Annotated in this window: 20 protein-coding genes; 12 read left to right on the forward strand and 8 right to left on the reverse strand. The window is 65.1% G+C overall.

What is annotated here, in order from left to right:
- Nucleotides 1-24 precede the first annotated feature (24 nt).
- Nucleotides 25-1584 (forward strand): PAS domain-containing methyl-accepting chemotaxis protein, encoded by a 1560-nt coding sequence (locus NCS58_RS21045; protein WP_061120053.1) that lies wholly within the window; start codon nt 25-27, stop codon nt 1582-1584.
- A 67-nt stretch (nt 1585-1651) separates the two neighbouring features.
- Nucleotides 1652-1885: a hypothetical protein gene (locus NCS58_RS21050; RefSeq protein ID WP_061120011.1), complete on the forward strand. Its 234-nt coding sequence runs from the start codon at nt 1652-1654 to the stop codon at nt 1883-1885.
- Between the two features lie 12 nt (nt 1886-1897).
- Here the strand turns inward: NCS58_RS21050 and NCS58_RS21055 are convergent, their stop codons facing one another.
- Nucleotides 1898-3898: an AI-2E family transporter gene (locus NCS58_RS21055; protein WP_061120012.1), complete on the reverse strand. Its 2001-nt coding sequence runs from the start codon at nt 3896-3898 to the stop codon at nt 1898-1900.
- Between the two features lie 321 nt (nt 3899-4219).
- On the opposite strand from NCS58_RS21055, the gene NCS58_RS21060 reads away from it, so the two are divergent.
- From NCS58_RS21060 to zwf, 6 genes are all read left to right on the forward strand, one after another.
- Complete coding sequence (locus tag NCS58_RS21060; RefSeq protein WP_061120013.1) at nt 4220-4402, forward strand: DUF1289 domain-containing protein; 183 nt, start codon at nt 4220-4222, stop codon at nt 4400-4402.
- Nucleotides 4403-4505: 103 nt separating this feature from the next.
- On the forward strand, nt 4506-4808 hold the full coding sequence (locus NCS58_RS21065) for a hypothetical protein (RefSeq protein WP_250490499.1): 303 nt from the start codon (nt 4506-4508) through the stop codon (nt 4806-4808).
- 159 nt (nt 4809-4967) lie between these two features.
- On the forward strand, nt 4968-5588 hold the full coding sequence (locus NCS58_RS21070) for a glutathione S-transferase family protein (protein WP_061120015.1): 621 nt from the start codon (nt 4968-4970) through the stop codon (nt 5586-5588).
- Nucleotides 5589-5658: 70 nt separating this feature from the next.
- A complete protein-coding gene (locus NCS58_RS21075) occupies nt 5659-7746 on the forward strand; it encodes a pyridoxamine 5'-phosphate oxidase family protein (RefSeq protein ID WP_061120054.1) in 2088 nt (695 codons plus the stop codon).
- A 90-nt stretch (nt 7747-7836) separates the two neighbouring features.
- The gene (locus NCS58_RS21080) at nt 7837-8736 is read left to right on the forward strand and encodes a LysR family transcriptional regulator (RefSeq protein ID WP_061120016.1); all 900 of its coding nucleotides are present in this window, start codon (nt 7837-7839) and stop codon (nt 8734-8736) included.
- Between the two features lie 176 nt (nt 8737-8912).
- Nucleotides 8913-10388: a glucose-6-phosphate dehydrogenase gene (gene zwf / locus NCS58_RS21085; RefSeq protein ID WP_061120017.1), complete on the forward strand. Its 1476-nt coding sequence runs from the start codon at nt 8913-8915 to the stop codon at nt 10386-10388.
- Nucleotides 10389-10415: 27 nt separating this feature from the next.
- On the opposite strand, the gene NCS58_RS21090 is transcribed toward zwf, so the two are convergent.
- Nucleotides 10416-11708, reverse strand: coding sequence for an FUSC family protein (locus NCS58_RS21090; protein WP_250477528.1), 1293 nt, complete (start codon nt 11706-11708; stop codon nt 10416-10418).
- 276 nt (nt 11709-11984) lie between these two features.
- Nucleotides 11985-12623: a LysE family translocator gene (locus tag NCS58_RS21095; protein ID WP_061120019.1), complete on the reverse strand. Its 639-nt coding sequence runs from the start codon at nt 12621-12623 to the stop codon at nt 11985-11987.
- Between the two features lie 182 nt (nt 12624-12805).
- On the opposite strand from NCS58_RS21095, the gene wrbA reads away from it, so the two are divergent.
- On the forward strand, nt 12806-13408 hold the full coding sequence (gene wrbA / locus NCS58_RS21100; RefSeq protein ID WP_061120020.1) for an NAD(P)H:quinone oxidoreductase: 603 nt from the start codon (nt 12806-12808) through the stop codon (nt 13406-13408).
- 20 nt (nt 13409-13428) lie between these two features.
- Here the strand turns inward: wrbA and NCS58_RS21105 are convergent, their stop codons facing one another.
- From NCS58_RS21105 to NCS58_RS21115, 3 genes are read right to left on the reverse strand one after another with little or no spacing between them, the layout of a single operon-like run.
- Entirely contained in the window at nt 13429-15045 is a 1617-nt protein-coding gene (locus NCS58_RS21105; RefSeq protein WP_061120021.1) for an alkaline phosphatase, read from the reverse strand.
- Nucleotides 15003-15590, reverse strand: coding sequence for a universal stress protein (locus NCS58_RS21110; RefSeq protein ID WP_061120022.1), 588 nt, complete (start codon nt 15588-15590; stop codon nt 15003-15005). The genes NCS58_RS21105 and NCS58_RS21110 overlap by 43 nt, the downstream gene beginning before the upstream one ends.
- A gap of 31 nt (nt 15591-15621) precedes the next feature.
- Nucleotides 15622-16008 carry a TerB family tellurite resistance protein gene (locus NCS58_RS21115; RefSeq protein WP_061120023.1) on the reverse strand — a complete coding sequence of 129 codons (387 nt, stop codon included), beginning with the start codon at nt 16006-16008 and terminating at the stop codon, nt 15622-15624.
- A 424-nt stretch (nt 16009-16432) separates the two neighbouring features.
- Here NCS58_RS21115 and NCS58_RS21120 point away from each other — a divergent pair, with 424 nt between their 5' ends.
- Nucleotides 16433-16915, forward strand: a complete 483-nt coding sequence (locus tag NCS58_RS21120) for a glycoside hydrolase family 108 protein (RefSeq protein ID WP_061120055.1) — start codon at nt 16433-16435, stop codon at nt 16913-16915.
- Nucleotides 16915-17604 (forward strand): hypothetical protein, encoded by a 690-nt coding sequence (locus NCS58_RS21125; RefSeq protein ID WP_061120024.1) that lies wholly within the window; start codon nt 16915-16917, stop codon nt 17602-17604. Before NCS58_RS21120 ends, NCS58_RS21125 begins: the two co-directional genes overlap by 1 nt.
- 16 nt (nt 17605-17620) lie before the next feature.
- Here the strand turns inward: NCS58_RS21125 and NCS58_RS21130 are convergent, their stop codons facing one another.
- Both NCS58_RS21130 and NCS58_RS21135 read right to left on the reverse strand, forming a co-directional pair.
- Nucleotides 17621-17794: a hypothetical protein gene (locus NCS58_RS21130; protein WP_250477529.1), complete on the reverse strand. Its 174-nt coding sequence runs from the start codon at nt 17792-17794 to the stop codon at nt 17621-17623.
- 262 nt (nt 17795-18056) lie between these two features.
- Nucleotides 18057-18824, reverse strand: coding sequence for an IclR family transcriptional regulator C-terminal domain-containing protein (locus NCS58_RS21135; protein ID WP_061120025.1), 768 nt, complete (start codon nt 18822-18824; stop codon nt 18057-18059).
- Between the two features lie 269 nt (nt 18825-19093).
- Between NCS58_RS21135 and NCS58_RS21140 the strand changes: the two genes are divergently transcribed.
- Nucleotides 19094-20503 carry an MFS transporter gene (locus tag NCS58_RS21140; RefSeq protein WP_061120026.1) on the forward strand — a complete coding sequence of 470 codons (1410 nt, stop codon included), beginning with the start codon at nt 19094-19096 and terminating at the stop codon, nt 20501-20503.
- The last annotated feature ends 96 nt before the right edge of the window (nt 20504-20599 follow it).

Genomic DNA, 20599 nt, shown 5'->3' on the forward strand with positions numbered 1-20599 from the left:
CGAATCGGAAGAAGCAAGGACATCATGCGCAACAACCAGCCCGTCACCCAGCAAGCGTTCGAATTCCCCGCCTCGGAGATGCTCGTCTCCGCCACCGATCTCTCCGGCAACATCCAGTACTGCAATCCGGCGTTCGTGTCAGTGTCAGGCTTCTCGCGCGAGGAGCTGATCGGCGAGCCGCACAACATCATTCGTCACCCCGACATGCCGCGCGAAGCTTTCGCCGATCTCTGGGCGACGGTCCGCGCCGGCCGCTCGTGGACCGCGCTCGTCAAGAACCGGCGCAAGAACGGCGATCATTATTGGGTACGCGCGAACGTGACGCCGGTGATGGAGCACGGCAAGGTCGTCGGTTATCTCTCCGTGCGCGTGAAGCCGACGCTGGACGAAGTGCGCGAGGCAACGGCGCTCTATGCGCAGATCAAGACCGGCAACGCGTCGCACAAGCTCGTGCGCGGCGCGCTCGTGAAACACGGCATCGCCGGCAAGCTCGCCGCGATCGCGAACATGCCGGTCAGCGCGCGTCTGGGTACGGCTTTCGCGGCAGTGCCCGTCAGCATGTCGATCGCCGCACTGGCCGGCTGGCGCGGCGCGCCGCCGTTGCCGTTCTGGATCGCGCTCGCCGTCGGCGCGGCGGCGAGCTTCGCGGGCTGGCTCGCGCTGTCGCGTCAGGTGGATGCACCCGTGCGGACGATGTCCGGTTTCGCCGCGCGCATGGCGGCGGGCGATCTGACCGTCGACATGCCCGACGCGCGCCACGACGATCTGGGCGATGTGCAGCGCGCGCTCGGCCAGCTGAAGGCGAATCTCGCGGCGATCGTCTTCGACGTGCGCGGGCAGATCGGCGGCATGCTCGAAGCCGCCACCGAGATTTCGAGCGGCAACACGGACCTGTCGCGCCGCACGGAAATGCAGGCGGCGTCGCTCGAACAGACCGCCGCGACGATGGATCAGCTGACCACCACCGTTCAAGGCAACGCCGACGCCACCGTGCGCGCCCTCGAACTCGTCAGGGAAGCGCAGGCCGCGGCGGATGACGGCGGGCGCATCGCGAGCCAGGTCGAGCAGACGATGGCGGGCATCACGGCGGCGTCGCGGCGCATCGCGGACATCACCGATGTCATCGACGGCATCGCGTTCCAGACCAACATCCTCGCGCTGAACGCGGCCGTCGAGGCGGCGCGCGCGGGCGAAGCGGGCCGCTCGTTCGCGGTCGTCGCGACCGAAGTGCGCAATCTGGCGCAGCGCTGCGCGGCATCGGCGAAGGAAATCGAAGGCGTGGTGGCGACGAGCGTCGCGCAAATCGCGGAAGGCACGAGCCTCGTCACGCGCACGACGAGCCAGATGCGCGCCATCGACGAAGCGGTGAACCGCGTGTCGACGATCATCATGGAAGTGGCGAAGGCGAGCAGCGAGCAGGCCGAGGGCATCGCGCAGGTGAATCAGGCGGTCGCGCATCTCGACGACTCGACCCAGCAGAACGCCGCGCTCGTCGAGCAGGCGGCGGCTACCGCGCAGCGCCTCGCGCAACGCGCCGTGGTGCTCGACGAAGCCGTGCGGCTCTTCACGGTCGCGAAAGCTTGAGATCGGGCAGCGTCGAAGAGCGCATCGCTTGGTACTATCGGGACATTGCCAACGAGGAGTGTGTCCGATGACCGCTGAGAACAATCGCGCGGAAGAAGCGCGAGCGATGGAACGTATCGTCAACGCGACGCGTCAGGTTCAGTCCGCCTTCCTGGCGCTGCAAACGCAGTTTCCGCCCGAAGGCGACGGCCGGCCGTCGCAGATGGCGCTGCAGACGTTCGATGCCGCGCTTCAGGAACTCGAAGACGCGCAAGCCGCCTTCGATACCATGCTCAACGATCTGTTCGACGGGAACCGGTAAGCGCGTCACGCGTCACGCGTTCCGCAATTCAGGCACGTCCTCGCCCGGCCCGCTCAAAGCGGCTTCGCCGCCCGTGTCGCCGAGACCGGCCCACGGCACGCCGTCGCTCGACTGGCGGCGCGCGGCTGCCACGCATGCCTCGACCAGTTCCCGGAACGACACCGCCGCCGAGCTCGTGCGCACAAGCACTTCACCTTGCAACGGGCTTTCGGGGAACACCAGCCCGACAATCAGCTCGGCCGATGGCGCACGCTGATGCAGGCGCCGCAGCAGATTGCGCAAATATGGCGGCGACTCGGCTGCATCGAACGACACCACGCAGATGATCGACACGCCCGCGAGATCGACTTCACCGAAACGTCCGCGCGAGAAGCGCTCGTAGCCCGCGAGATCCGCGTACAGGCCGTGCTTGCGAAAGAGCTGCACGGCGATGGTCGCCGCGAGATCGTCCAGCTCGCTTCTCCCCGCGATGCACAGCACCGACGCCGTGTGGCCTTCTTTCTCGGCATCGAAGCGCGCGGGCGGGGTTTCGTGCGCCAGGCCTTGCGCATTGTCGACAGAATCGAAGCTCGCGGGCAGCTCTTCCTTGCGCTCGACGGTCACGGCGGTATCTTCTGCGTCCTCCAGTCCTTCGATGATGTCGAGCGCGGATTCGTTGATGCGCCGCAGCTGATCCGCGGTCACGACACCGCGCAGCACGTCGTTGTGGGCGTAGCGCAGGCCTTCCAGCGCGACCTCGTCGTAATACGCGATCAGCGAGCGCTCCTTGAGCAGCGTCTCGGCCTGCACGAGCGCCTCGTCGGGATCGTTCGCGAGCAGGCGCTGATAGAAGTTCTCGGCGGGCGTGAGCGCGGGGCGGTCGCCGAAGAGCACATCGAGAAATTCGAGCCGATCGACGTGGCGGCCGAGAATCACGAGGCACAGAGTAAGCGGCGTCGAGAGCACGAGGCCGATCGGCCCCCAGATCCAGCTCCAGAAGATCGCCGCGACGATCACCGCGAACGGCGACAATCCCGTGCTGTGCCCGTACAGCAGCGGCTCGACGACCTGACCCGCGAGAATATCCGTCACGCCGAACAGGACGATGGTCCACACGAGCATCGCCCAGCCGGGGCCGACCGCCGCCGCGAACACGACCGCGACGATCGCCGCGATCCACGTCCCGACGTAAGGCACGAAGCGCAGGAGTGCGGTCATCACGCCGAACAGCAGCGCGCCCGGCACGCCGATGATCGCAAGCCCGATCGCGATGACGATCCCCACGCTCGCGTTGATGCCGAGCTGCGCGAGGAAGTAGCGCGACAGACGCCGGGCGGCCTCGTCCATCGCCGTGGTCGCGCGATGCAGGTCGCGCGAGCCGAAAAGCCGTATCAGCCGGTCGCGCAGATCCTCACGCTGCAACAGGATGAACACCGCGACGACGAGCACGATGCCCGTGGTTTCCAGAGGACTGATGATCGGCGACAGAAAGCGCTGCGCCAGCTCCAGCGGCGTCGGCGTGGGCTCGTGAACTTCGACGGGCATCGGCTGATCGATCGGCGACGCGGCCGGGTTGTCCTCGTTCTTCGGCTCCTGCTCGCGCGCGGGCGAAATGCGCTTCAACGCACGGGATGCGCGGCCGAGAAACTCGTCGGCGCGGCCGACGGTCATGCGCTGCACGTTTTCGATCTTGCGCTCGACCGCGACCTGATACTTCGGCAGATCGCTCGCGAGCTGCGCGACCTGCGCGCCGATCAAGGCGCCGACCGCAGTCAGCACGGACAGCGCGATCACCACCGCGACGATCACCGACGGCACCTGACCGAAGCGCAGCCGCCGCAGGAAGTCGACGAACGGCGCGAGCAAAAAGCTCAATAGGATCGCGAGGATGATCGGGATCATCACCGCGCGGCCGAAATACAGCGCGCAAATGATGACGACGCCCGTCACGAGTGACGCCAGCGCACGCACGCCGGGCGCTTCGGGCGGCAGGATCTTCGCGGGTGGCCGGCGCGGCCCGGGTGCTTGCGGCATGGGGAATGGCTCGCTTTCTGTATTTAAGTCGGGCGGCGCACGGCGTGTTGCTGGCGCGCCGGCTTGTGCGCGGGAGCAGCGACGGTCAAGCAAGGCGCGTGCCGTGCGCGTCGCGCCCGTCGCCATTGAGGTGAGTCTATTCGGGAGCCGAATTCCCCTGCAATCGGTTCAACGGTGAGGAGATACGGGAGCAGCGCGGGCCGCGCCGTGCTCTATCGCCATGATCGGAACAATCAGTTGGATGCGCAAACGTCGCGCGTGCGACATTGACGTTTCGCCGCGGTTCATCGGCGAAAGCCGCGGCTCATTGAAAAGGACATCATGGCAGTCGATTCACCCTGCATCGGCATCTGCAAGTTCGATGAAAAGACCGACCTGTGCATCGGTTGTCTGCGCACGAAGAACGAATGCAAGCAATGGAAGAAGATGAAGGACAAGCATCGAGCGCGCATCATCGATGAACGGCCCAAGCGCAAAGCAAAGCTCAAAAAACACAAGAAGTAGGCGTTGTGAGAGAACAAACGCTGGACTGGTCGGCGAAAGGGTGATGGCGTCTTTCGTCCCGCTCGCGGACTACACTGAACGGGACTTTTGCAGGGAGTCAGCCATGAAAGTGACTTGTGCCGCGTTTGTTTTCACATCGGCCTTTGCCGCCACATCGGCTTTCGCGCAGTTGCATCCGAGCGTCGAAACCGACATGTACGCGCCGCAGAACAGCACGAAGCTCATGCCGGACGCGCCGCTCGGCAGTCAATATCCGACGCACGGCAACGCGCAGGCGGGCGAACTCAATCTCAATCCGAGCGATCCGCGCGCGCAGCTCGTCAACGGTCTTCCGAACAACGCCAACAGCGGCGGCTACGGCTCGCCGCTCGCGGGCAACAAGGCGAACGTGCCGCGCGGCGAGTGAGCGCTGCGTGAGCGGACGCACGACGCGCGCGCTCACCGTTCTCGATACGAGAATAGTGATTTGAAATCCGCCGCTATTCTCCTTCTCACGGCAAGAACCGATACTTGATTCGCAGGACGGGACTTCTCCCGGCCATCAACCGAATCAGGGAAATCTGCCGTGAAGATCTATCACCATCCGCTGTCCGGTCATGCGCACCGCGCACGTCTCTTCCTGAACCTGCTCGGAGTCGACCACGAAGCAGAATTCGTCGATCTCGCGGCCGCCGCGCACAAGACGCCCGACTATCTGAAGCTGAACCGCTTCGGCCAGATTCCCGTGCTCGTCGACGGCGATATCGTCATTGCCGACTCGAACGCGATCCTCGTCTATCTCGCGATGAAAGCCGGCGACACGAAATGGCTGCCCGACACGCCCGCCGAAGCCGCCGCCGTGCAGCGCTGGCTGTCGGTCGCGGCCGGTCAGATCGCGTTCGGACCCGCCGCCGCGCGTCTCATCACCGTGTTCGGCGCGAAATTCGATGCGCAGGAAGTCATCGCCCGCGCGCACAACGTGCTCAAGGTGATCGATTCGGAACTGGCGCAGCGCGACTGGATCGCGGATATCGGCGCGACGCACCCGAGCATCGCGGATGTCGCGCTCTACAGCTACATCTCGAGCGCGCCCGAAGGCAATGTCGATATCTCCGGCTACGCGAATGTGAATGCGTGGCTCGCGCGCGTCGAGGCGTTGCCCGGCTTCGTTCCCTTCCAGAAGACAGCCGCGGGTCTCGCGGCGTAAAGTGAGCGCGGCGGCTTCGCGTCTTGCATTGCGCTCTGCCGCCGCGCCCGAATCGAAGAGGCATCCGATCATGTCCGCTTCAGCGCTCTCCGCTGTTCCATCTGCCGCCACGCCTTCGCCGTGGCATCCGGGCGAAATCGCCATTCAGAAAGCCTTCGGCGTCGATGAGCGCATGGACGGCGTCGGGCGGCGCGTCGTGCGCGATCACATGCCGGAGCAGCATCGCCAGTTCTTCGCGCAGTTGCCGTTCGTCGTGGCGGGCGCGGTCGACGAGCGCGGCGATCCGTGGGCAACGCTGCTCGCGGGGCCGCCCGGCTTCATGCGCGCGCCCGATGCGAAAACCTTGTCGATGAGCCGCGCGCGCGATCCGCTCGATCCCGCCGATGCCGGCATGAACGATGGCGCGTCGATCGGCCTGCTCGGCATCGAGTTGCACACGCGCCGCCGCAACCGCATGAACGGCGCGATCCGTCGCGACGGCGCGAACGTCGGGTTCGATGTGGCCGTCGAGCACAGCTTCGGCAATTGCCCGCAGTACATCCAGTTGCGCGATTTCGAGTTCGTGCGCGATCCGGCCGTGCCCTCGCCCGTGCAGCCCGTCATGTCCGACGCGCTTTCGCCGCGCGCCAAAGCGATGATCGCGGGCGCGGACACGTTCTTCGTCGCGTCGTATTTCGATCGCGAAGACGGGCATCGGCAGGTGGACGTGTCGCATCGCGGCGGCAAGCCGGGATTCGTGCGCCTGACCGACGACGGCTCGCTCACCATTCCGGATTTCGCGGGCAATCTCTTCTTCAACACGCTCGGCAACATTCTCGTGAACGGCCGCGCGGGACTCGTCTTCGCCGACTTCGAGACCGGCGACGTCTTGCAGCTCGCGGGCGACGCCGAAGTACTGCTCGATTCCCACGAAACCGCCGCGTTCCAGGGCGCGGAGCGGCTGTGGCGCTTCACGCCGCGCCGCATCGTGTATCGTGCGGGCGCGCTGCCGTTGCGGTGGAAGGCGCGCAGCGAGGGCGCGTCGCCCAATTCGTTGATGACGGGCGACTGGGAGCAGGCGGCCGAGCGCCTGAAGGCGGCCGCGCTCGCGAATGCGTGGCGAACCTTCCGCGTGAGCAAGATCGTCGATGAAAGCAACGCGATCCGCTCCTTCCATCTCGAACCGGCCGATGGCGCGGGCATCGTTCCTCACCAGGCCGGCCAGCATCTGCCGATTCGCGTTACGCCGCCGGGCGAGGCGAAACCGCTGATCCGCACGTACACGCTTTCGGTCGCGCCATCGGACGGCCGGTATCGCATCAGCGTGAAGCGCGAGGGACGCGTATCCGGGCATCTGCACGACACGCTTAAAGTCGGCGACGTGATCGAAGCGCGCTCGCCCGCCGGCGACTTCACGATCGACCCGTTCGAGCATCGTCCGGCCGTGCTGATGGCGGCGGGCGTCGGCATCACGCCGATGCTCGCGATGCTCCGGCACGTGGTGTATGAAGGGCTGAGAAAGCGGCGCGTTCGTCCGGTGTGGATGATCGTATCGGCGCATTCGCTCGCGAGCCGCGCGTTCGCCCAGGAAATCGAAGCGCTCGCGCAAGCAGCGGGCGGTGCGGTGAACGTGATCCGCGTGCTGAGCGACACGAACGGCGCAGAGCTCGGGCGCGACTACGATGCATCGGGGCGCATCGACATCGACCTGCTGACGAGCCGCATGCCCTTCAACGACTACGACTTCTATCTGTGCGGCCCCGGCGCGTTCATGCAGTCGATCTACGACAGGCTGCGCGCGCTCAATGTCTCCGACGGGCGCATTCATGCGGAGGCGTTCGGTCCTTCGGCGCTCAAGCGCACGGCGGATCGCGGCGCCGACGTGAAGCCGATGCGCCCCGCCGCGACCGAGCCGGTGAAAGTCAGTTTCTCGAAGTCGGCCAAAGACGCGCAATGGAAACCCGGTGCGGGCACCTTGCTCGAACTCGCGGAAGCGAACGGCCTTTCGCCGGAATTCAACTGCCGGGGTGGAACGTGCGGCACATGCAGAACGCGCATCGTGCAGGGCGCGGTGTCGTATGAAAGCGAGCCGGCTTTCCGCGTCGCCGACGACGAAGCGCTGATCTGCTGCGCAATGCCCGCCGCGGACGACGGCGGCAAGCTGGAACTCGACCTTTGACCAGGACGTCAAGCGGTCGTGGATTGTGCCCCGCGCACATATCCCCGAGAATGCACGGCATCTTCATGCTCGCGTGCCTCGTGTTTTCTCATGGACCGTTTACAGGCAATGACGACCTTCGTCACGGTGGTCGAGACCGGCGGCTTCGCATCGGCGGCGCGCAAGCTCGATGTCTCGCCGTCGGTCGTGAGCCGTGTCGTGACCGAGCTCGAAGAGCGTCTCGGCGTGCGCCTGCTCACGCGCACGACGCGCGTCGTGCGTCTCACCGATGCCGGCAGCGGCTATTTCGAGGATTGCCGGCGCATCCTCGGCGAGATCGATATCGCCGAGCTCTCCGCGACGGGCACGCATTCGTCGCCGCGCGGCCTGCTCTCGATCACCGCGCCGGTGATGTTCGGCCGGCTGCACGTCACACCGATCGTGCTCGACTATCTGCGCCGTTATCCCGAAGCCGATGCGAGCTGCTGGTTCGTCGATCGTGTGGTCAATCTCGTCGACGAGGGCATCGACGTGGCGGTGCGCATCGCGCAATTGCCGGATTCATCGTTGCAGGCGATCAACGTGGGGCGCGTGCGGCGCGTGCTGTGCGCATCGCCCGCCTATCTCGAGAAGCACGGCACGCCGCGTCATCCGGACGATCTCGCTGAACATGTGATCATCGCGTCGACGGGCTCGTCGTCGCCGCCGGAATGGCGCCTGCACGACGGCGAGCGGCAGTTTCTCGTGCGCGCACATCCGCGCTTCACGACGACGACCAATGATTCCGCGATCGCCGCCGCGCTCGCGGATTTCGGCATGGCGCGGCTCCTGTCGTATCAGGTCGCACGGCATGTCGCCGACGCGCGTCTCGCGATCGTGCTGCCGGAATTCGAGCCGCCGCCCTTGCCGATCCATCTCGTGCATCGCGAAGGACGTCATGTCACGCAGAAGGTGCGTGCGTTCCTCGACCTCGCCGTGACGACGCTGCGCGCGGACGTTTCGTTGCGCTAACCCGCGCTAAACATTACGCACTGTCGGTGACATTTCGTCCACCGGCCGGCGAATCGAACGCCCGTTAGCACGACTGCCGTGCAAAGTGCCGGCAAAACATGCAACATAGCTGTCTCGAACGATCGCACCGATCGGCGCGCTTTCGGCTTTCCTGAACCTTTACCGGCTCACGCACCATGACGAATCCAACTTCTCCCTCAAACGAACGCCCGCTCGACATGATCATCTTCGGCGGCGGCGGAGACCTCGCGGCGCGCAAGCTGCTGCCGGCGCTCTACATGGCGCACATGCACTGCAACCTGCCCGCCGACACGCGCATTCTCGCGATTGGCCGCAAGGACTGGACGCGCGAGGACTACCTCAAGAATTTCATGGAAGAACAGGCGCGTCCGTTCATCGACGCCAAAGCCTTCGATGCGCAGTCGTGGGACAAATTCCTCGCGCTCTTCGACTACGTGCGCGTCGACATCGAGAATCCCGGCGATTTCGAGCGTCTCGCGCAAGCGGTGCGCCCCGGCTCGCAGCGCGTGCTTTACCTGTCTACGTCGCCTGAACTGTTCGTGACCATCTGCGAAAACCTCGACAACGCCGGCATTCTCGACGATCACGCGCGCGTCGTGCTGGAAAAGCCGCTCGGCCACGATCTCGCCTCCGCGCGCGCGATCAACGATGCCGTCGGCAAGCACTTCAAGGAAGAGCAGATTTATCGCATCGACCATTATCTCGGCAAGGAAACCGTGCAGAACCTGATGGTGCTGCGCTTCGGCAATGCGATCTTCGGGCCGCTGTGGCAGGCGCCGTATATCAAGAGCGTGCAGATCACGGTGTCGGAGACAGTCGGCGTGGGCAGCCGCGCGGGCTTCTACGATCACACCGGCGCGTTGCGCGACATGGTGCAGAACCACTTGCTGCAACTGCTGTGCATCGTCGCGATGGAACCGCCCGTGTCGCTCGATCCGGACGCCGTGCGCGACGAAAAGCTGAAGGTGCTGAAATCGCTGCGGCCGATGACCGTCGCCGATATCGCCCGCGACACGGTGCGCGGCCAGTACACGGCGGGCGCGGTCGGCGGCGAGGCGGTGAAGGGCTATCTCGAAGAACAGAACGTGCCGCCCGACAGCCGCGCGGAGACGTTCGTCGCATTGCGCGCGCATATCAACAACTGGCGCTGGGCGAATGTGCCGTTCTTCCTGCGCACCGGCAAGCGCATGCAGAATCGCCGCTCGGAGATCGTCATCGATTTCGCGGATCTGCCGTTCTCGATCATTCCGGACGGTCCGCGTCACTACGGCAACCGGCTGACGATCACACTGCAGCCCGAAGAGTCGATCCAGTTGCAGATGCTGGCTAAGGAACCGGGAAGCGGCATGCATATGCAGCCGGTCACGCTCAATCTCGATCTGCAACAGGCCATGACGCAACGGCGCGCGGAGGCTTACGAGCGCTTGCTGATCGACGTGATTCGCGGCAGGCTCACGCACTTCATGCGACGCGATGAACTGGAAGCCGCGTGGACGTGGGTCGAGCCAATTCTCAACGGCTGGAAGGAACTGGGCGACCGGCCGCGCGGATACACGGCGGGGACGTTCGGACCGGCGGCGTCGAGCGCGTTGATGGCGCGGGAAAATCAGGCCTGGGCGGAAGAGGCTTAAGTCATCGCGCGATGCGGCTGGCTGGAGTCACCGCATCGCGACGCGCGACGTTCGTCTCGCGGCCCACGCGGCGCCCAGCGCCATCACCGCCGACAACACCACGATCCCGCCCAGAATCCCCACGAGCCTCATCAGCGCCGGCATCGGGTCGGACGACCAGTGGTGGTCCTGCACGAACACCATGATGAACGCGATGCTGAACTGCCGCCCGACATAGCTCGCGCCTTGCGTGCCGGTCTGCACGTGACAGCCCATCCACACGCCCGCGCACAGCGCGACCATGCAGGCGAGCGCGTTATCGCCCACTAACGGCAGCAGCGCGAGACTCACCGCGCCCGCCAGCAGACAGCCGATGAAGCGCTGGATCATGCGCTCGGCGACCGGCTTGCGCGTCGGCTTGCCGAGCGCCGATGCGGGCAGGATCAGCACGGCGACCGCCGTCACCATCGCCTGCGCGAAGCCGCTCAGATTCCATGTGTACGCGAGCGATGCCAGGATCGTCACCGACCACGCGCCCTGCCATGCGAGGCGCTTGCGCATCGCGAGCGCGATCTGCTCGGCGCGGGCGACGTGCGTCGCGTCGAGCGCCTGCACGGCCCGCGCGGCATCGGACGGAATCACGGTGACGGCTTGCGCGTTGACGCCATCGATGCGATCCACCGTGGATGCCGCCTGCGCGCGCGGCACCGGCGGCGCGCCCCGCGACTTGCGATAGTGCTGCACGCCCGCATGAAAAAGCGCCGACACGGCCACGCACGCCATCGTCCCGACGACGACTTCCGCGACCCGCAGCAACGCGAACGACGCCGTCGCCGCGGCAGAGACGAGCCGATGCGCCTCGAACGTCACCATCAACGACGTCACCGCGCCCAGCACCCACGCGTAGCCCGCATCCGACACGAGCGCGCGATACACCGACACGCCCACGATCACGCCGAGCAGCGGCACGAAGAGCCACGGCACATCGCCGACCATGACGCCCGCCACCGCGCCGATGATCGCGCCCGCGACCGTGCCGACCACCCGCTGCACGCCGCGCTGCGCGCACGCGGAAAACTTCGACTGCATCACCGCGAAGCCGCTGATCGCCGCCCACCAGATGTTGCTCAGGTGGAACGCATACGCGAGCGCCACAGCGAGCCCGACGGACAGCATCGCCTGCGTCGCGAAAAGCGCGCGGGCGGGCGTCGGTCTGATCGCGACGAGTTCGCGCCCGAGCGCGGCAAATGCGTCGCGGATGATGTGCACATACGCGACCACGGCTTCGGCGCTTTCGGGCGGAATCGGGCGGGCGCGTCGGGAAGAATCGTCGGTCGGCATTGTTCTGGCGATAGGGGCGTCTGGTTTGAGCGTAGCCGCCGATCGTCCGGATGCAAAGCCGAACCGCGCGCGATGCGGCAAATCCGCTACACGCGCTGCGCGAGCGCGAACGACACGATGAGGTTGTCAGAACGCATGCACGGTCGTCACGACCCGGAACCGCGCGCCGCGCTTTTCCTGCTCGACGGCGATGAGAACGGGCGCCGGCAGACGCGTCAGCCACACGAACGCCCACTCGGCCGAAAGCAGCGTTGCGCGTGCGAGCCGGTTCGTGCATCACACCCGCGAAGTCAGCAGGCGAATGCCCGCCGCGCCGAACACGAGCGCGAGGCACGCATCGAGGCCGCGCTGGATGCGCATGTAGATGCGCCGCGCGGACGGCATCGAGAAGAGCGCGGCATAGCCGCCGAACACGCACGCGCCGATGCACAGACATCCCGCGACGACCACGAGCATATGCCCCGGCCCTTCCCCCGCCGACGAGCCGAGCGCCGCCACCGACATCCACACGAGAATCGCCTTCGGATTGGTGAGATGCAAGAGCGCGCCGCGCGCATAGAGCCTGCGGCCGCTTTGCCCCTGCGCATCCGCCGACGAGCGCCGCAGCGGAGGCTTCAACGCCGCGCGCCCCGATTTGAACGCGAGCCACAGCAGATATAACCCGCCGCAGATTTTGACGCCGATGAGAAACCCCGAATACGCGGTCAGCGCGGCGGAAAGGCCGAGCGCCGCGAGCATCGCCCAGAAGAACGAGCCGGACATCACACCCGCCGCGAATGCGAATGCCGCGCGCCGGCCCGATGTGCTGGCTATGGACATGATCGCGAGATTGCTCGGCCCGGGGCTCGCCGTGCCGACGAAATAAGCCGAGTAAGCGATGAGCAGATTCGCGCTGAGCAAGGCGTGGCCGTTCATGGCGGTCGTGTCTCCGTTTGAATTGCCGCCATTGTGAGCGGAGAAAGCCGCGCACGTCCATGAACGCCTGGCGCTCGCGCGGGCAGGCCAATTCATTGCGCATGGACGCGGCGGTGCTATCTTTGAGTGCGCGCAGGCAGCCGCGTGTCTCCATCCGATGCACCCTCACACAAGGACACATCATGGCGAAAGTACTGGTTCTCTACTATTCGATGTACGGCCACGTCGAAACGATGGCGCAGGCGATAGCCGAAGGCGCGCGTGGCGTCGCGGGCGCGGAAGTCACGGTCAAACGCGTGCCCGAAACGATCCCCGCCGACCAGGCCGCGAAGATCGGCGTGAAGCTCGATCAGCAGGCGAGCGTCGCCACCGTCGACGAACTCGCGGATTACGACGCGATCATCTTCGGCACGCCGACGCGCTTCGGCAACATGGCGGGCCAGATGCGCACCTTCCTCGACCAGACCGGCGGGTTGTGGGTGAAAGGCGCGCTCGTCGGCAAGATCGGCAGCGTGTTTTCGTCGACTGCTTCCCAGCACGGCGGCCAGGAAACCACGATCACGTCGTTTCACAGCACGCTGCTGCACCACGGCATGGTGGTCGTCGGCGTGCCGTATGCATGCGCCGGGCTCACGAACATGAGCGAGATCTCAGGCGGCACGCCCTACGGCGCGACCACGATGGCCTCCGCCGACGGCAGCCGCCAGCCTTCGCAGAACGAACTCGACATTGCGCGCTATCAGGGCAAGCATGTCGCCGGACTGGCGACGAAGCTCGCCGGATAGCCGCGCGATCGACGCTGCGTTCAGGCTTCGACCTCGAGTTTCACTTCGTAGAGCGACTTGCCGTCCAGATCGTGCAGCGAGACCGTCATTGCGCGGCTGACGGGGTCGATCTTCGCGCGGCCATAGAACTGTTGCAGCGACGCGGGCGAGCGGTTCTGCGGGTTGTCCTTCGGCACGCTCACGTAGCGCAGTTCCGGACCGAACGTCATGTCGAGATCGTTCGGCCCGAACGTGCCCGCGTTGATCGGCCCACCGACGAACTCCCAGAACGGCTTGAACTCGGCGAACTTCGCGCGCGAGGGATCGTAGTGCGTCGCCTGAGCGTAATGCACGTCCGCCGTGATCCACACGACGTTGCTGATGTCTTCCTGCTTGATGAAGCGCAGGATCTCCGCGAGCTCCAGTTCGCGCCCGAGCGGCGCACCATTCTCCGCATTGGCCCATGCCTCGAACGTGCCTTTCGGCACATCGGGGTTGGCATCGGGGACGACGAGCGAGATCGGCATGTCGCTCGCGATCACCTTCCACGTCGCACGCGACGCCTTCAACGATGCCTTCAGCCACGCCGTCTGCTGCGAGCCGAGAAAGGCGGAATCCGCATCGAGACGTGTCTGCCGGTTCGGCGAGTTCGCGCCGCGATACGATCGCTCGTCGAGCATGAAGACATCGAGCAGCGGACCGAACTGAAAGCCGCGATAGACCTGCTCTGGATCGAGCTGATTGATGCGATACGGGTTGTACTCGAACATCGCCTGTCTCGCGCGCGCTTCGAGCAGGTTGATCGCGCGCGTCTGATAACGCTTCTCCGCGTCACCGATTCTCTGGCCCGGATACCAGTTGTTGCGCACTTCGTGATCGTCCCATTGCACGAGGAACGGTACTTCCGCGGCAAAGCGGCGCTTGTTCCTGTCGAGCTGGTTGTAGGCGAAAGCCGCGCGATAGTCGTCGAGCGTCTGCGCGACATGCGACTTGCCCTCGGTGACGATGTTGGTCCACAGCGTGCCGTCGGGCAGCTTCACTTCGGATTCGATCACGCTGTCCGCGTAGATCTGATCGCCCTGATGGATGAAGAAGTCCGGCGCTTCGCGGCGCATCGCCTCATAGATGCGATAGCCGCCGAAGCGTTCGTTGATGCCCCAGCCCTGCCCCGCTTCATCGCCGGAGAAGACGAAGGTGATCGGCTTGCTCGCCTCGAGCGACGCCGTGCGCAGGCGTCCCGTCATCGGCTCGCTGTATGCCTTGCCATCGACGAGATCCTGAAAGCGTACGCGATAGAACACGTCGGCGCCCGGCGGCAGGCCGGTCAGATCGACGCGTGCCGTGAAGTCGCTGCTGTCGAGCGCGGCCGGCCCGATGCGGCGCTGGAACGTATCGAAGCGCTCGCTCGTCGAGTACTCGACGATCATGCGCGCCGGCCGGTCCGTGCGGCTCCATACGATGCCGCTCGTCGCCGTGACGTCGCCGCTCATCACGCCGCCGGGTAGTTGCGGACGCAACTTGTCGGCGGTGACGACGGCGGGCGCGACGCCTTGCGCGAGGGCATCGGCGAGACCCGCGCCCGTGAGCGCGAGCCCCGTGCCGGAAACGAGACCCTTCAGCAAGGTGCGTCGGGACGGCTTGACGATACGATCCGGCATGGCGAGCTTCCTCTCGAGCTGTACGATGGGGTGACGCGCTGCGTCGAATCGACGATGGTAAAGCGTAACGGTGTCGCTTTTGTTTCAACGGGCGCTTCATCGTCCGCGCGGTTCGATGCGATGAGCACGCGACGATTGCTGTGACGGCTCACCGCATCCGACACGCGCTCTTCCCAGAAGCGCCAGTGCGTGGCCTTCGTGCGGCCGATCACGACGAGGTCCGCATCGAACTCGCGCGCGGCCTGCGCGATCACGCGCGCGAGCGTCGTGCCGGCGGGCAGGTCCATCGTCACGCACACGCCGTTGATGCTCGACGCGCGTATCGCCTGAAGCGTGCGCTTCTCGATCTCTCGCGCGCGTTCGTCGACGTGCGCGAGCGCCGCGCCGAAGTCGTACTGCGCGGACGATAGCGCCCAGAATGGCGTACGGTCCACCACATGAAGCGCCGTGAGGCGCGCATTGCATTCGCGGGCCCGCGCGATGCCGAGCGCGAGCGCGGCATGGCTGTTATCCGGGCCTACTGCGACGAGAATGTGCTGTTGCATGATGTCGTCTCCGTTCGATGGTTCGCGCGCTTCAATGCACGCGCCACGCGTGCTTCACCGCATCGATCACGGCGGCTTCGGTGCAGGTCATCACGCCGTCCGCGACGACGGCCGATTCGCAGAGCGTGAGCACGTCGCGTCGCATGCGCTCGTCGCGCACTTCTTCCGCAAGCCGTTGCATGACGCGTGGATCGACCCGGCACGCGTCGTCCCATGTGAGAAAGGAACAGCGCGTGAGGTCTTCGCAGACCTCGCGCACGACTTCATGCAACTCCCCTGCATGAAGCCCGAGCCGCGCATAGAATCCGCGCCGTTCGAGCTCTTCGATTTCCGCACTGCCGATATGGCCGTCCGCGATCAGCGACATCACGACGATGCGCGCGGCCGCGCGGGGACTGTCCGTTGGATAGTGACGCATGGCATTTCTCCTCGATGAAACGTGGTCAACGAAAGGCAGTGCGATAGGTTCGATCGGGACCGCGCCGCCTGGATGCTTTGCATCGTAGGAAGGGAGAATGAGCATCGAATGAGCGTGCCGGTATGCACTTCCGATGTCTGAGCGGCCCGAACAATTGCGCTTGAAAGCGTTGGCCGTCGCACGACAGTTCACTTTCCCCGGCTTGCCTTCGTGCTCCACCTGAGCCTTGCAGGACAAGGCTTAGGCGCGTTTCATCGATCGACTGGCACGGCCGATGCATATGGCATTGCCGTCGCGTCATGACTGCCTGCCACTGTTTGACGCGACCGGGCCGGCCGCCTCGTGCGCCGGCCCGTTCCTTCCGGCGCCGCGCTGTTCGTCACGCGAGCTACCGGCGGCACGCGCAGGCGCCAAGGAGATCACCATGAACAGTTTCGATAACGCCTTCGAAGCGCTGATCGGCAGCGAAGGCGGCTACTCGTTCCATCCGGCGGACCCGGGCGGCGAAACGATGTGGGGCGTGACGGCGCGCGTCGCGCGTGGCTACGGCTATGCCGGCGCGATGAAGGACCTTCCGCTCGAACTCGCCAAGCGCATCGCCAAGCAGAAGTACTGGGATCCGCTGCATCTCGACGAATTCGATCCGCGCGTCGCCTTCCAGATCTTCGATGCGAACTACAACGGCGGTCTCGTCGTGCTGTGGATGCAGAAGGCATCGGGCGCGAAGGAAGACGGCAAGTTCGGCCCCGATACCGTCGATGCCGTGAAAGCCGCCGATCCGATGCGCTTCGTCCTGCGTTTCATTGCCTATCGATTGCGTTATCTGAAGGGCCTGCATGCCTGGCCGACGTTCAGCCGCGGCTGGACCGACCGCATGGCGACGAATCTTCTCTTGGGAGCAGCATGATGGACTGGACCAAAGTGGCGGCAGCGATCGGCGCGAAGGCGCCTCTTCTGGCGGGTCTCATCGGCGGGCCGGTCGGGCTCGGCGTCACGACGGCCGCCGCGATCATCTCGCATGCGCTCGGCACGCCGAGCGATCCGGATGTCGTCGAGACCGCGCTCAACGATCCCGCCGCGCTCGACAAGATCAGGCAGGCGGAAAGCGCGAACTCGTTGCAGTTGCAACAACTGGTGGTCGCGGCGGCGCAGGCGCGGCTGTCGTTCGAAGCGGACATGGCGCGCATCGCGGCGGGCGACCGCGCCGATGCGCGCGCAATGGGCATCGCGAACAAGGACTGGGTGCCGAAGGTCCTCGCGATGTGCGTCACGGGCGGCTTCTTCGGCATCCTGCTGTTGATGGCGCTGCGCGCCTTGCCCGAGGCGAATCGCGATCTCGTAAACGTCGTGGTCGGCGCGCTCGGGACCGCATGGATCAGCATCATCGGGTATTACTTCGGGACGTCGGCGGGCTCGATGCGCAAGACCGAACTGCTCGCGCAACCGAGCGTGCCGATTACGTCGGAGACGGCCGTCACGCTGCGCGATCCCGCGCCGGCGGCGGCCACGCGCGATCAGTCAGGCGCGAACGCCGATCATGCGCCGCGCGCTTTCATGCCGGGCGGACAAGGGCCGATCTTCACGGGCGGAGCGTGAGCCTGAGCCGCGCGCGTCAGAGTCCCGTCCTCGGATCATAGGGGCCCGCCGGATGACGCGCGATGTTCTCGAACTGCGGGCGAATCGCATCGCTGAAGGTGGTCTTCTGGACAGTGACCGCCGAAAGCCTGAGAAGCGAGCCGCTGCGCCGTGCCTTGCGCGCGCTCGCCGATGCGTTGAACTGGGTCATTTCGTTCCCCTTTCCTTTGGCGATTAACCATGGAAAGGCGTGTAGGGACGCGGAATTAGCCGAAGTGAGAGTGTGCCCGACGAGTCACGCACGTCGCGTATCAGCGGTAGTCCTCTTCCAGCCGACGGCGAATAGCGAAGATCCCGAAAACCCTCACCTTTGAACCGTCCGCGTTCGCAAAAAGGCCTTTGAATACGGGCCTCGGGAGCGCCCAGACCACATGATCCCGAAAACCCTCACCTTTACCCACAGCACGGCATAACTAGATCACGTTCAACATCGACAACGCGGTCTCCTGCAACGGCGGCAATACGCGAGCGAGCGCGGCCTCGCCCGTTTCCTTTCCGATCGGCATGTTCGCCGACAATGCCGCCACCACTTCGCCGTGCCGGTTCTTCATCGGCACTGCGATGCCACGCACGCCCATCTGCAATTGCTGCTCGATCTCGACGTAGCCGTCGATCCGCGCCTGCCGGATCTTCTCGTAGAGCCTTTCCTTGTTGGTGATCGTGAGCGGCGTGAAGGGCTTGAACTCGGTCGCGTCGAGCCATCCGCGCACCGATGCCTCGTCCATGTAAGCGAGCATCGCGATACCGCCCGACATCAGCGCGGCCGGCACGCGCGCGCCGAGCACGAAGCCCGTCGTCATCACGCGCGTGGAACCGTTGCGCGCGATGATCACGAGGTCCCAGTCGTCGAGCACGCTCACGTACACCGATTCGTGGATCAACGCGCTCAATTGCTGCAAGTAGGGCTGCACGATGCGCGGCAGCCGCGCCGACTCGAAATATGACCAGCCCATGCGCAGCACGCGCGGCGTGAGGTTGAAGAGCTTGCCGTCGGTCTGGACGTAGCCCAGATGCGCGAGCGTCAGCAGATAGCGGCGCGCCGCGGTGCGCGTGAGGCCGGTGCGCATCGCGGCTTGTGTGGGCGTCATGCGCGCGTGCTGATCGTCGAAGGCTTCGAGGATCGCGAGACCCTTCTCGAGACCGGCGATCCAGTCGCGCTTGTCGAGTTCCGGTTTAGTCATGCTGACATGTCTGTTTAGTTATGGATATTGTGATGTTTCGGCGCTCGACGAAAGCCATTTGCTAGTGCTAACCCCCAAAGCGTCCGATTATCGGACACTTGCGTGCGATAATCGCGCAAAAATAATCATAAAACATTGATGCAAAGGGGTTGTGCTTTTATTCTCCAATCACTTTCAGAGCGACGCGCAATTCCGCTGTTTCCGAATGCCCCGCCGCTCGACCAGGTATCAAGCTCAACTCTATAAACCCATTGTTCGGAGACATCTCTATGGCTAGCCCTAAGGAAGACGCGCACGGCGGCCGCCAGGCGAAAAAAGCGACCGCGAGCGGCTGGATCGGCTCGGCGCTGGAGTATTACGACTTCTTCATCTACGCCCAGGCAGCAGCCCTCATTTTCCCGCAGTTGTTCTTCCCGTCGGGCAATCCGAAGGTGGCGATCATCGCGTCGCTCGCAACGTACGGCGTGGGTTACGTCGCCCGTCCGATCGGCGCATTCGTGCTCGGCCATCTGGGCGACACGCACGGCCGCAAGAACGTGCTGCTCATCTGCATGTTCCTGATGGGTTTCTCGACGATGGCCGTTGGTCTGCTGCCGACGTATCACAGCGTCGGCATGCTCGCACCGGCCTTGCTCGTCGTGCTGCGCCTGATTCAGGGCTTCGCGGTGGCGGGTGAAATCTCCGGCGCCAGCTCGATGATTCTGGAGCATGCACCCTTCGGACGTCGCGGCTATTACGCGAGCTTCACGCTGCAAGGCGTGCAGGCCGGCCAGATTCTCGCGGCCGCCGTGTTCCTCCCGCTCGCCACGTTCATGCCGGAAGACATGTTCAACTCCTGGGGCTGGCGCGTGCCGTTCCTGCTGTCGGCCTTCGTGCTGGTTGCGGGCTACATCATCCGGAAGGAAGTGCATGAGACGCCAGCGTTCACGTCCGAAGAATCGCACGGCGATCTGCCGAAGTCGCCGATCAAGGAAGCGTTCGCCAACAGCACGCCGGACATGATCCGCGTCGTCTGCATGGCGCTGATGAACGTGATTCCCGTCGTCGCGACGATCTTCGGTGCGGCGTATGCGGTGCAGTCTTCGTACGGCATCGGCTTCCACAAGAGCGTGTATCTGTGGATTCCGGTGGTCGGCAACATCGTCGCGGTGCTGGTGATTCCGTTCGTCGGCAACCTGTCGGACAAGATCGGCCGTCGCCCGATGATGATCGGCGGCTCGCTGATCTCGGGTCTGCTGGCTTTCGCGTATCTCTATGCGATCAGCATCCACAGCGTCCCGCTCGCATTCCTGATGTCGCTGCTCATGTGGGGTGTCGTGTACCAGGGCTACAACGCGATCTTCCCGAGCTTCTATCCGGAACTGTTCCCGACCCGCTCGCGTGTTTCGGCGATGGCGATTGCGCAGAACATCGGCACGACGATCACCGCGCTGCTGCCCGCCCTGTTCGCGGCGGTTGCGCCCCCGGGATCGAGCAACATCCCGCTGACGGTCGGCGCCATTGCCTTCGGCGTGACGGTCATCGCGGCGATTGCGGCGTACTCGGCGCGTGAGACGTATCGCATCCGTCTGAACGATCTGGGCAAGAAGGACGCCGTGCCGATGAGCGAGCAAGAGTACGAGCGTCTGCGCGCCGATTCGATGTCCGTGGACAAGGTCGCCAAGGCCCACCACGCATGAAGCTGACCGTATTGGAGTGATTTGCCGGGCCCTTCGGGGCCCGTTTTTTTTTTTGCTGATCCGGCTGGCATTCGCTCCTTCCCCCGCATCGCGATA

Origin of the sequence: Caballeronia sp. INML3B, assembly GCF_023631305.1 — a bacterium.
In the GTDB taxonomy this organism is placed as follows: Bacteria; Pseudomonadota; Gammaproteobacteria; order Burkholderiales; family Burkholderiaceae; genus Caballeronia; species Caballeronia turbans.

Excerpts from the sequence above, each read along its gene's own strand:
- NCS58_RS21110 (WP_061120022.1), bottom strand. The coding sequence starts at position 15,590 with ATGCAACAGCACATTCTCGTCGCAGTAGGCCCGGATAACAGCCATGCC.
- wrbA (WP_061120020.1), top strand. The coding sequence starts at position 12,806 with ATGGCGAAAGTACTGGTTCTCTACTATTCGATGTACGGCCACGTCGAA.
- NCS58_RS21140 (WP_061120026.1), top strand. The coding sequence starts at position 19,094 with ATGGCTAGCCCTAAGGAAGACGCGCACGGCGGCCGCCAGGCGAAAAAA.
- zwf (WP_061120017.1), top strand. The coding sequence starts at position 8,913 with ATGACGAATCCAACTTCTCCCTCAAACGAACGCCCGCTCGACATGATC.
- NCS58_RS21050 (WP_061120011.1), top strand. The coding sequence starts at position 1,652 with ATGACCGCTGAGAACAATCGCGCGGAAGAAGCGCGAGCGATGGAACGT.
- NCS58_RS21090 (WP_250477528.1), bottom strand. The coding sequence starts at position 11,708 with ATGCCGACCGACGATTCTTCCCGACGCGCCCGCCCGATTCCGCCCGAA.
- NCS58_RS21105 (WP_061120021.1), bottom strand. The coding sequence starts at position 15,045 with ATGCCGGATCGTATCGTCAAGCCGTCCCGACGCACCTTGCTGAAGGGT.
- NCS58_RS21125 (WP_061120024.1), top strand. The coding sequence starts at position 16,915 with ATGGACTGGACCAAAGTGGCGGCAGCGATCGGCGCGAAGGCGCCTCTT.
- NCS58_RS21055 (WP_061120012.1), bottom strand. The coding sequence starts at position 3,898 with ATGCCGCAAGCACCCGGGCCGCGCCGGCCACCCGCGAAGATCCTGCCG.
- NCS58_RS21065 (WP_250490499.1), top strand. The coding sequence starts at position 4,506 with ATGAAAGTGACTTGTGCCGCGTTTGTTTTCACATCGGCCTTTGCCGCC.
- NCS58_RS21045 (WP_061120053.1), top strand. The coding sequence starts at position 25 with ATGCGCAACAACCAGCCCGTCACCCAGCAAGCGTTCGAATTCCCCGCC.
- NCS58_RS21120 (WP_061120055.1), top strand. The coding sequence starts at position 16,433 with ATGAACAGTTTCGATAACGCCTTCGAAGCGCTGATCGGCAGCGAAGGC.
- NCS58_RS21130 (WP_250477529.1), bottom strand. The coding sequence starts at position 17,794 with ATGACCCAGTTCAACGCATCGGCGAGCGCGCGCAAGGCACGGCGCAGC.
- NCS58_RS21095 (WP_061120019.1), bottom strand. The coding sequence starts at position 12,623 with ATGAACGGCCACGCCTTGCTCAGCGCGAATCTGCTCATCGCTTACTCG.
- NCS58_RS21075 (WP_061120054.1), top strand. The coding sequence starts at position 5,659 with ATGTCCGCTTCAGCGCTCTCCGCTGTTCCATCTGCCGCCACGCCTTCG.
- NCS58_RS21135 (WP_061120025.1), bottom strand. The coding sequence starts at position 18,824 with ATGACTAAACCGGAACTCGACAAGCGCGACTGGATCGCCGGTCTCGAG.
- NCS58_RS21080 (WP_061120016.1), top strand. The coding sequence starts at position 7,837 with ATGGACCGTTTACAGGCAATGACGACCTTCGTCACGGTGGTCGAGACC.
- NCS58_RS21060 (WP_061120013.1), top strand. The coding sequence starts at position 4,220 with ATGGCAGTCGATTCACCCTGCATCGGCATCTGCAAGTTCGATGAAAAG.
- NCS58_RS21115 (WP_061120023.1), bottom strand. The coding sequence starts at position 16,008 with ATGCGTCACTATCCAACGGACAGTCCCCGCGCGGCCGCGCGCATCGTC.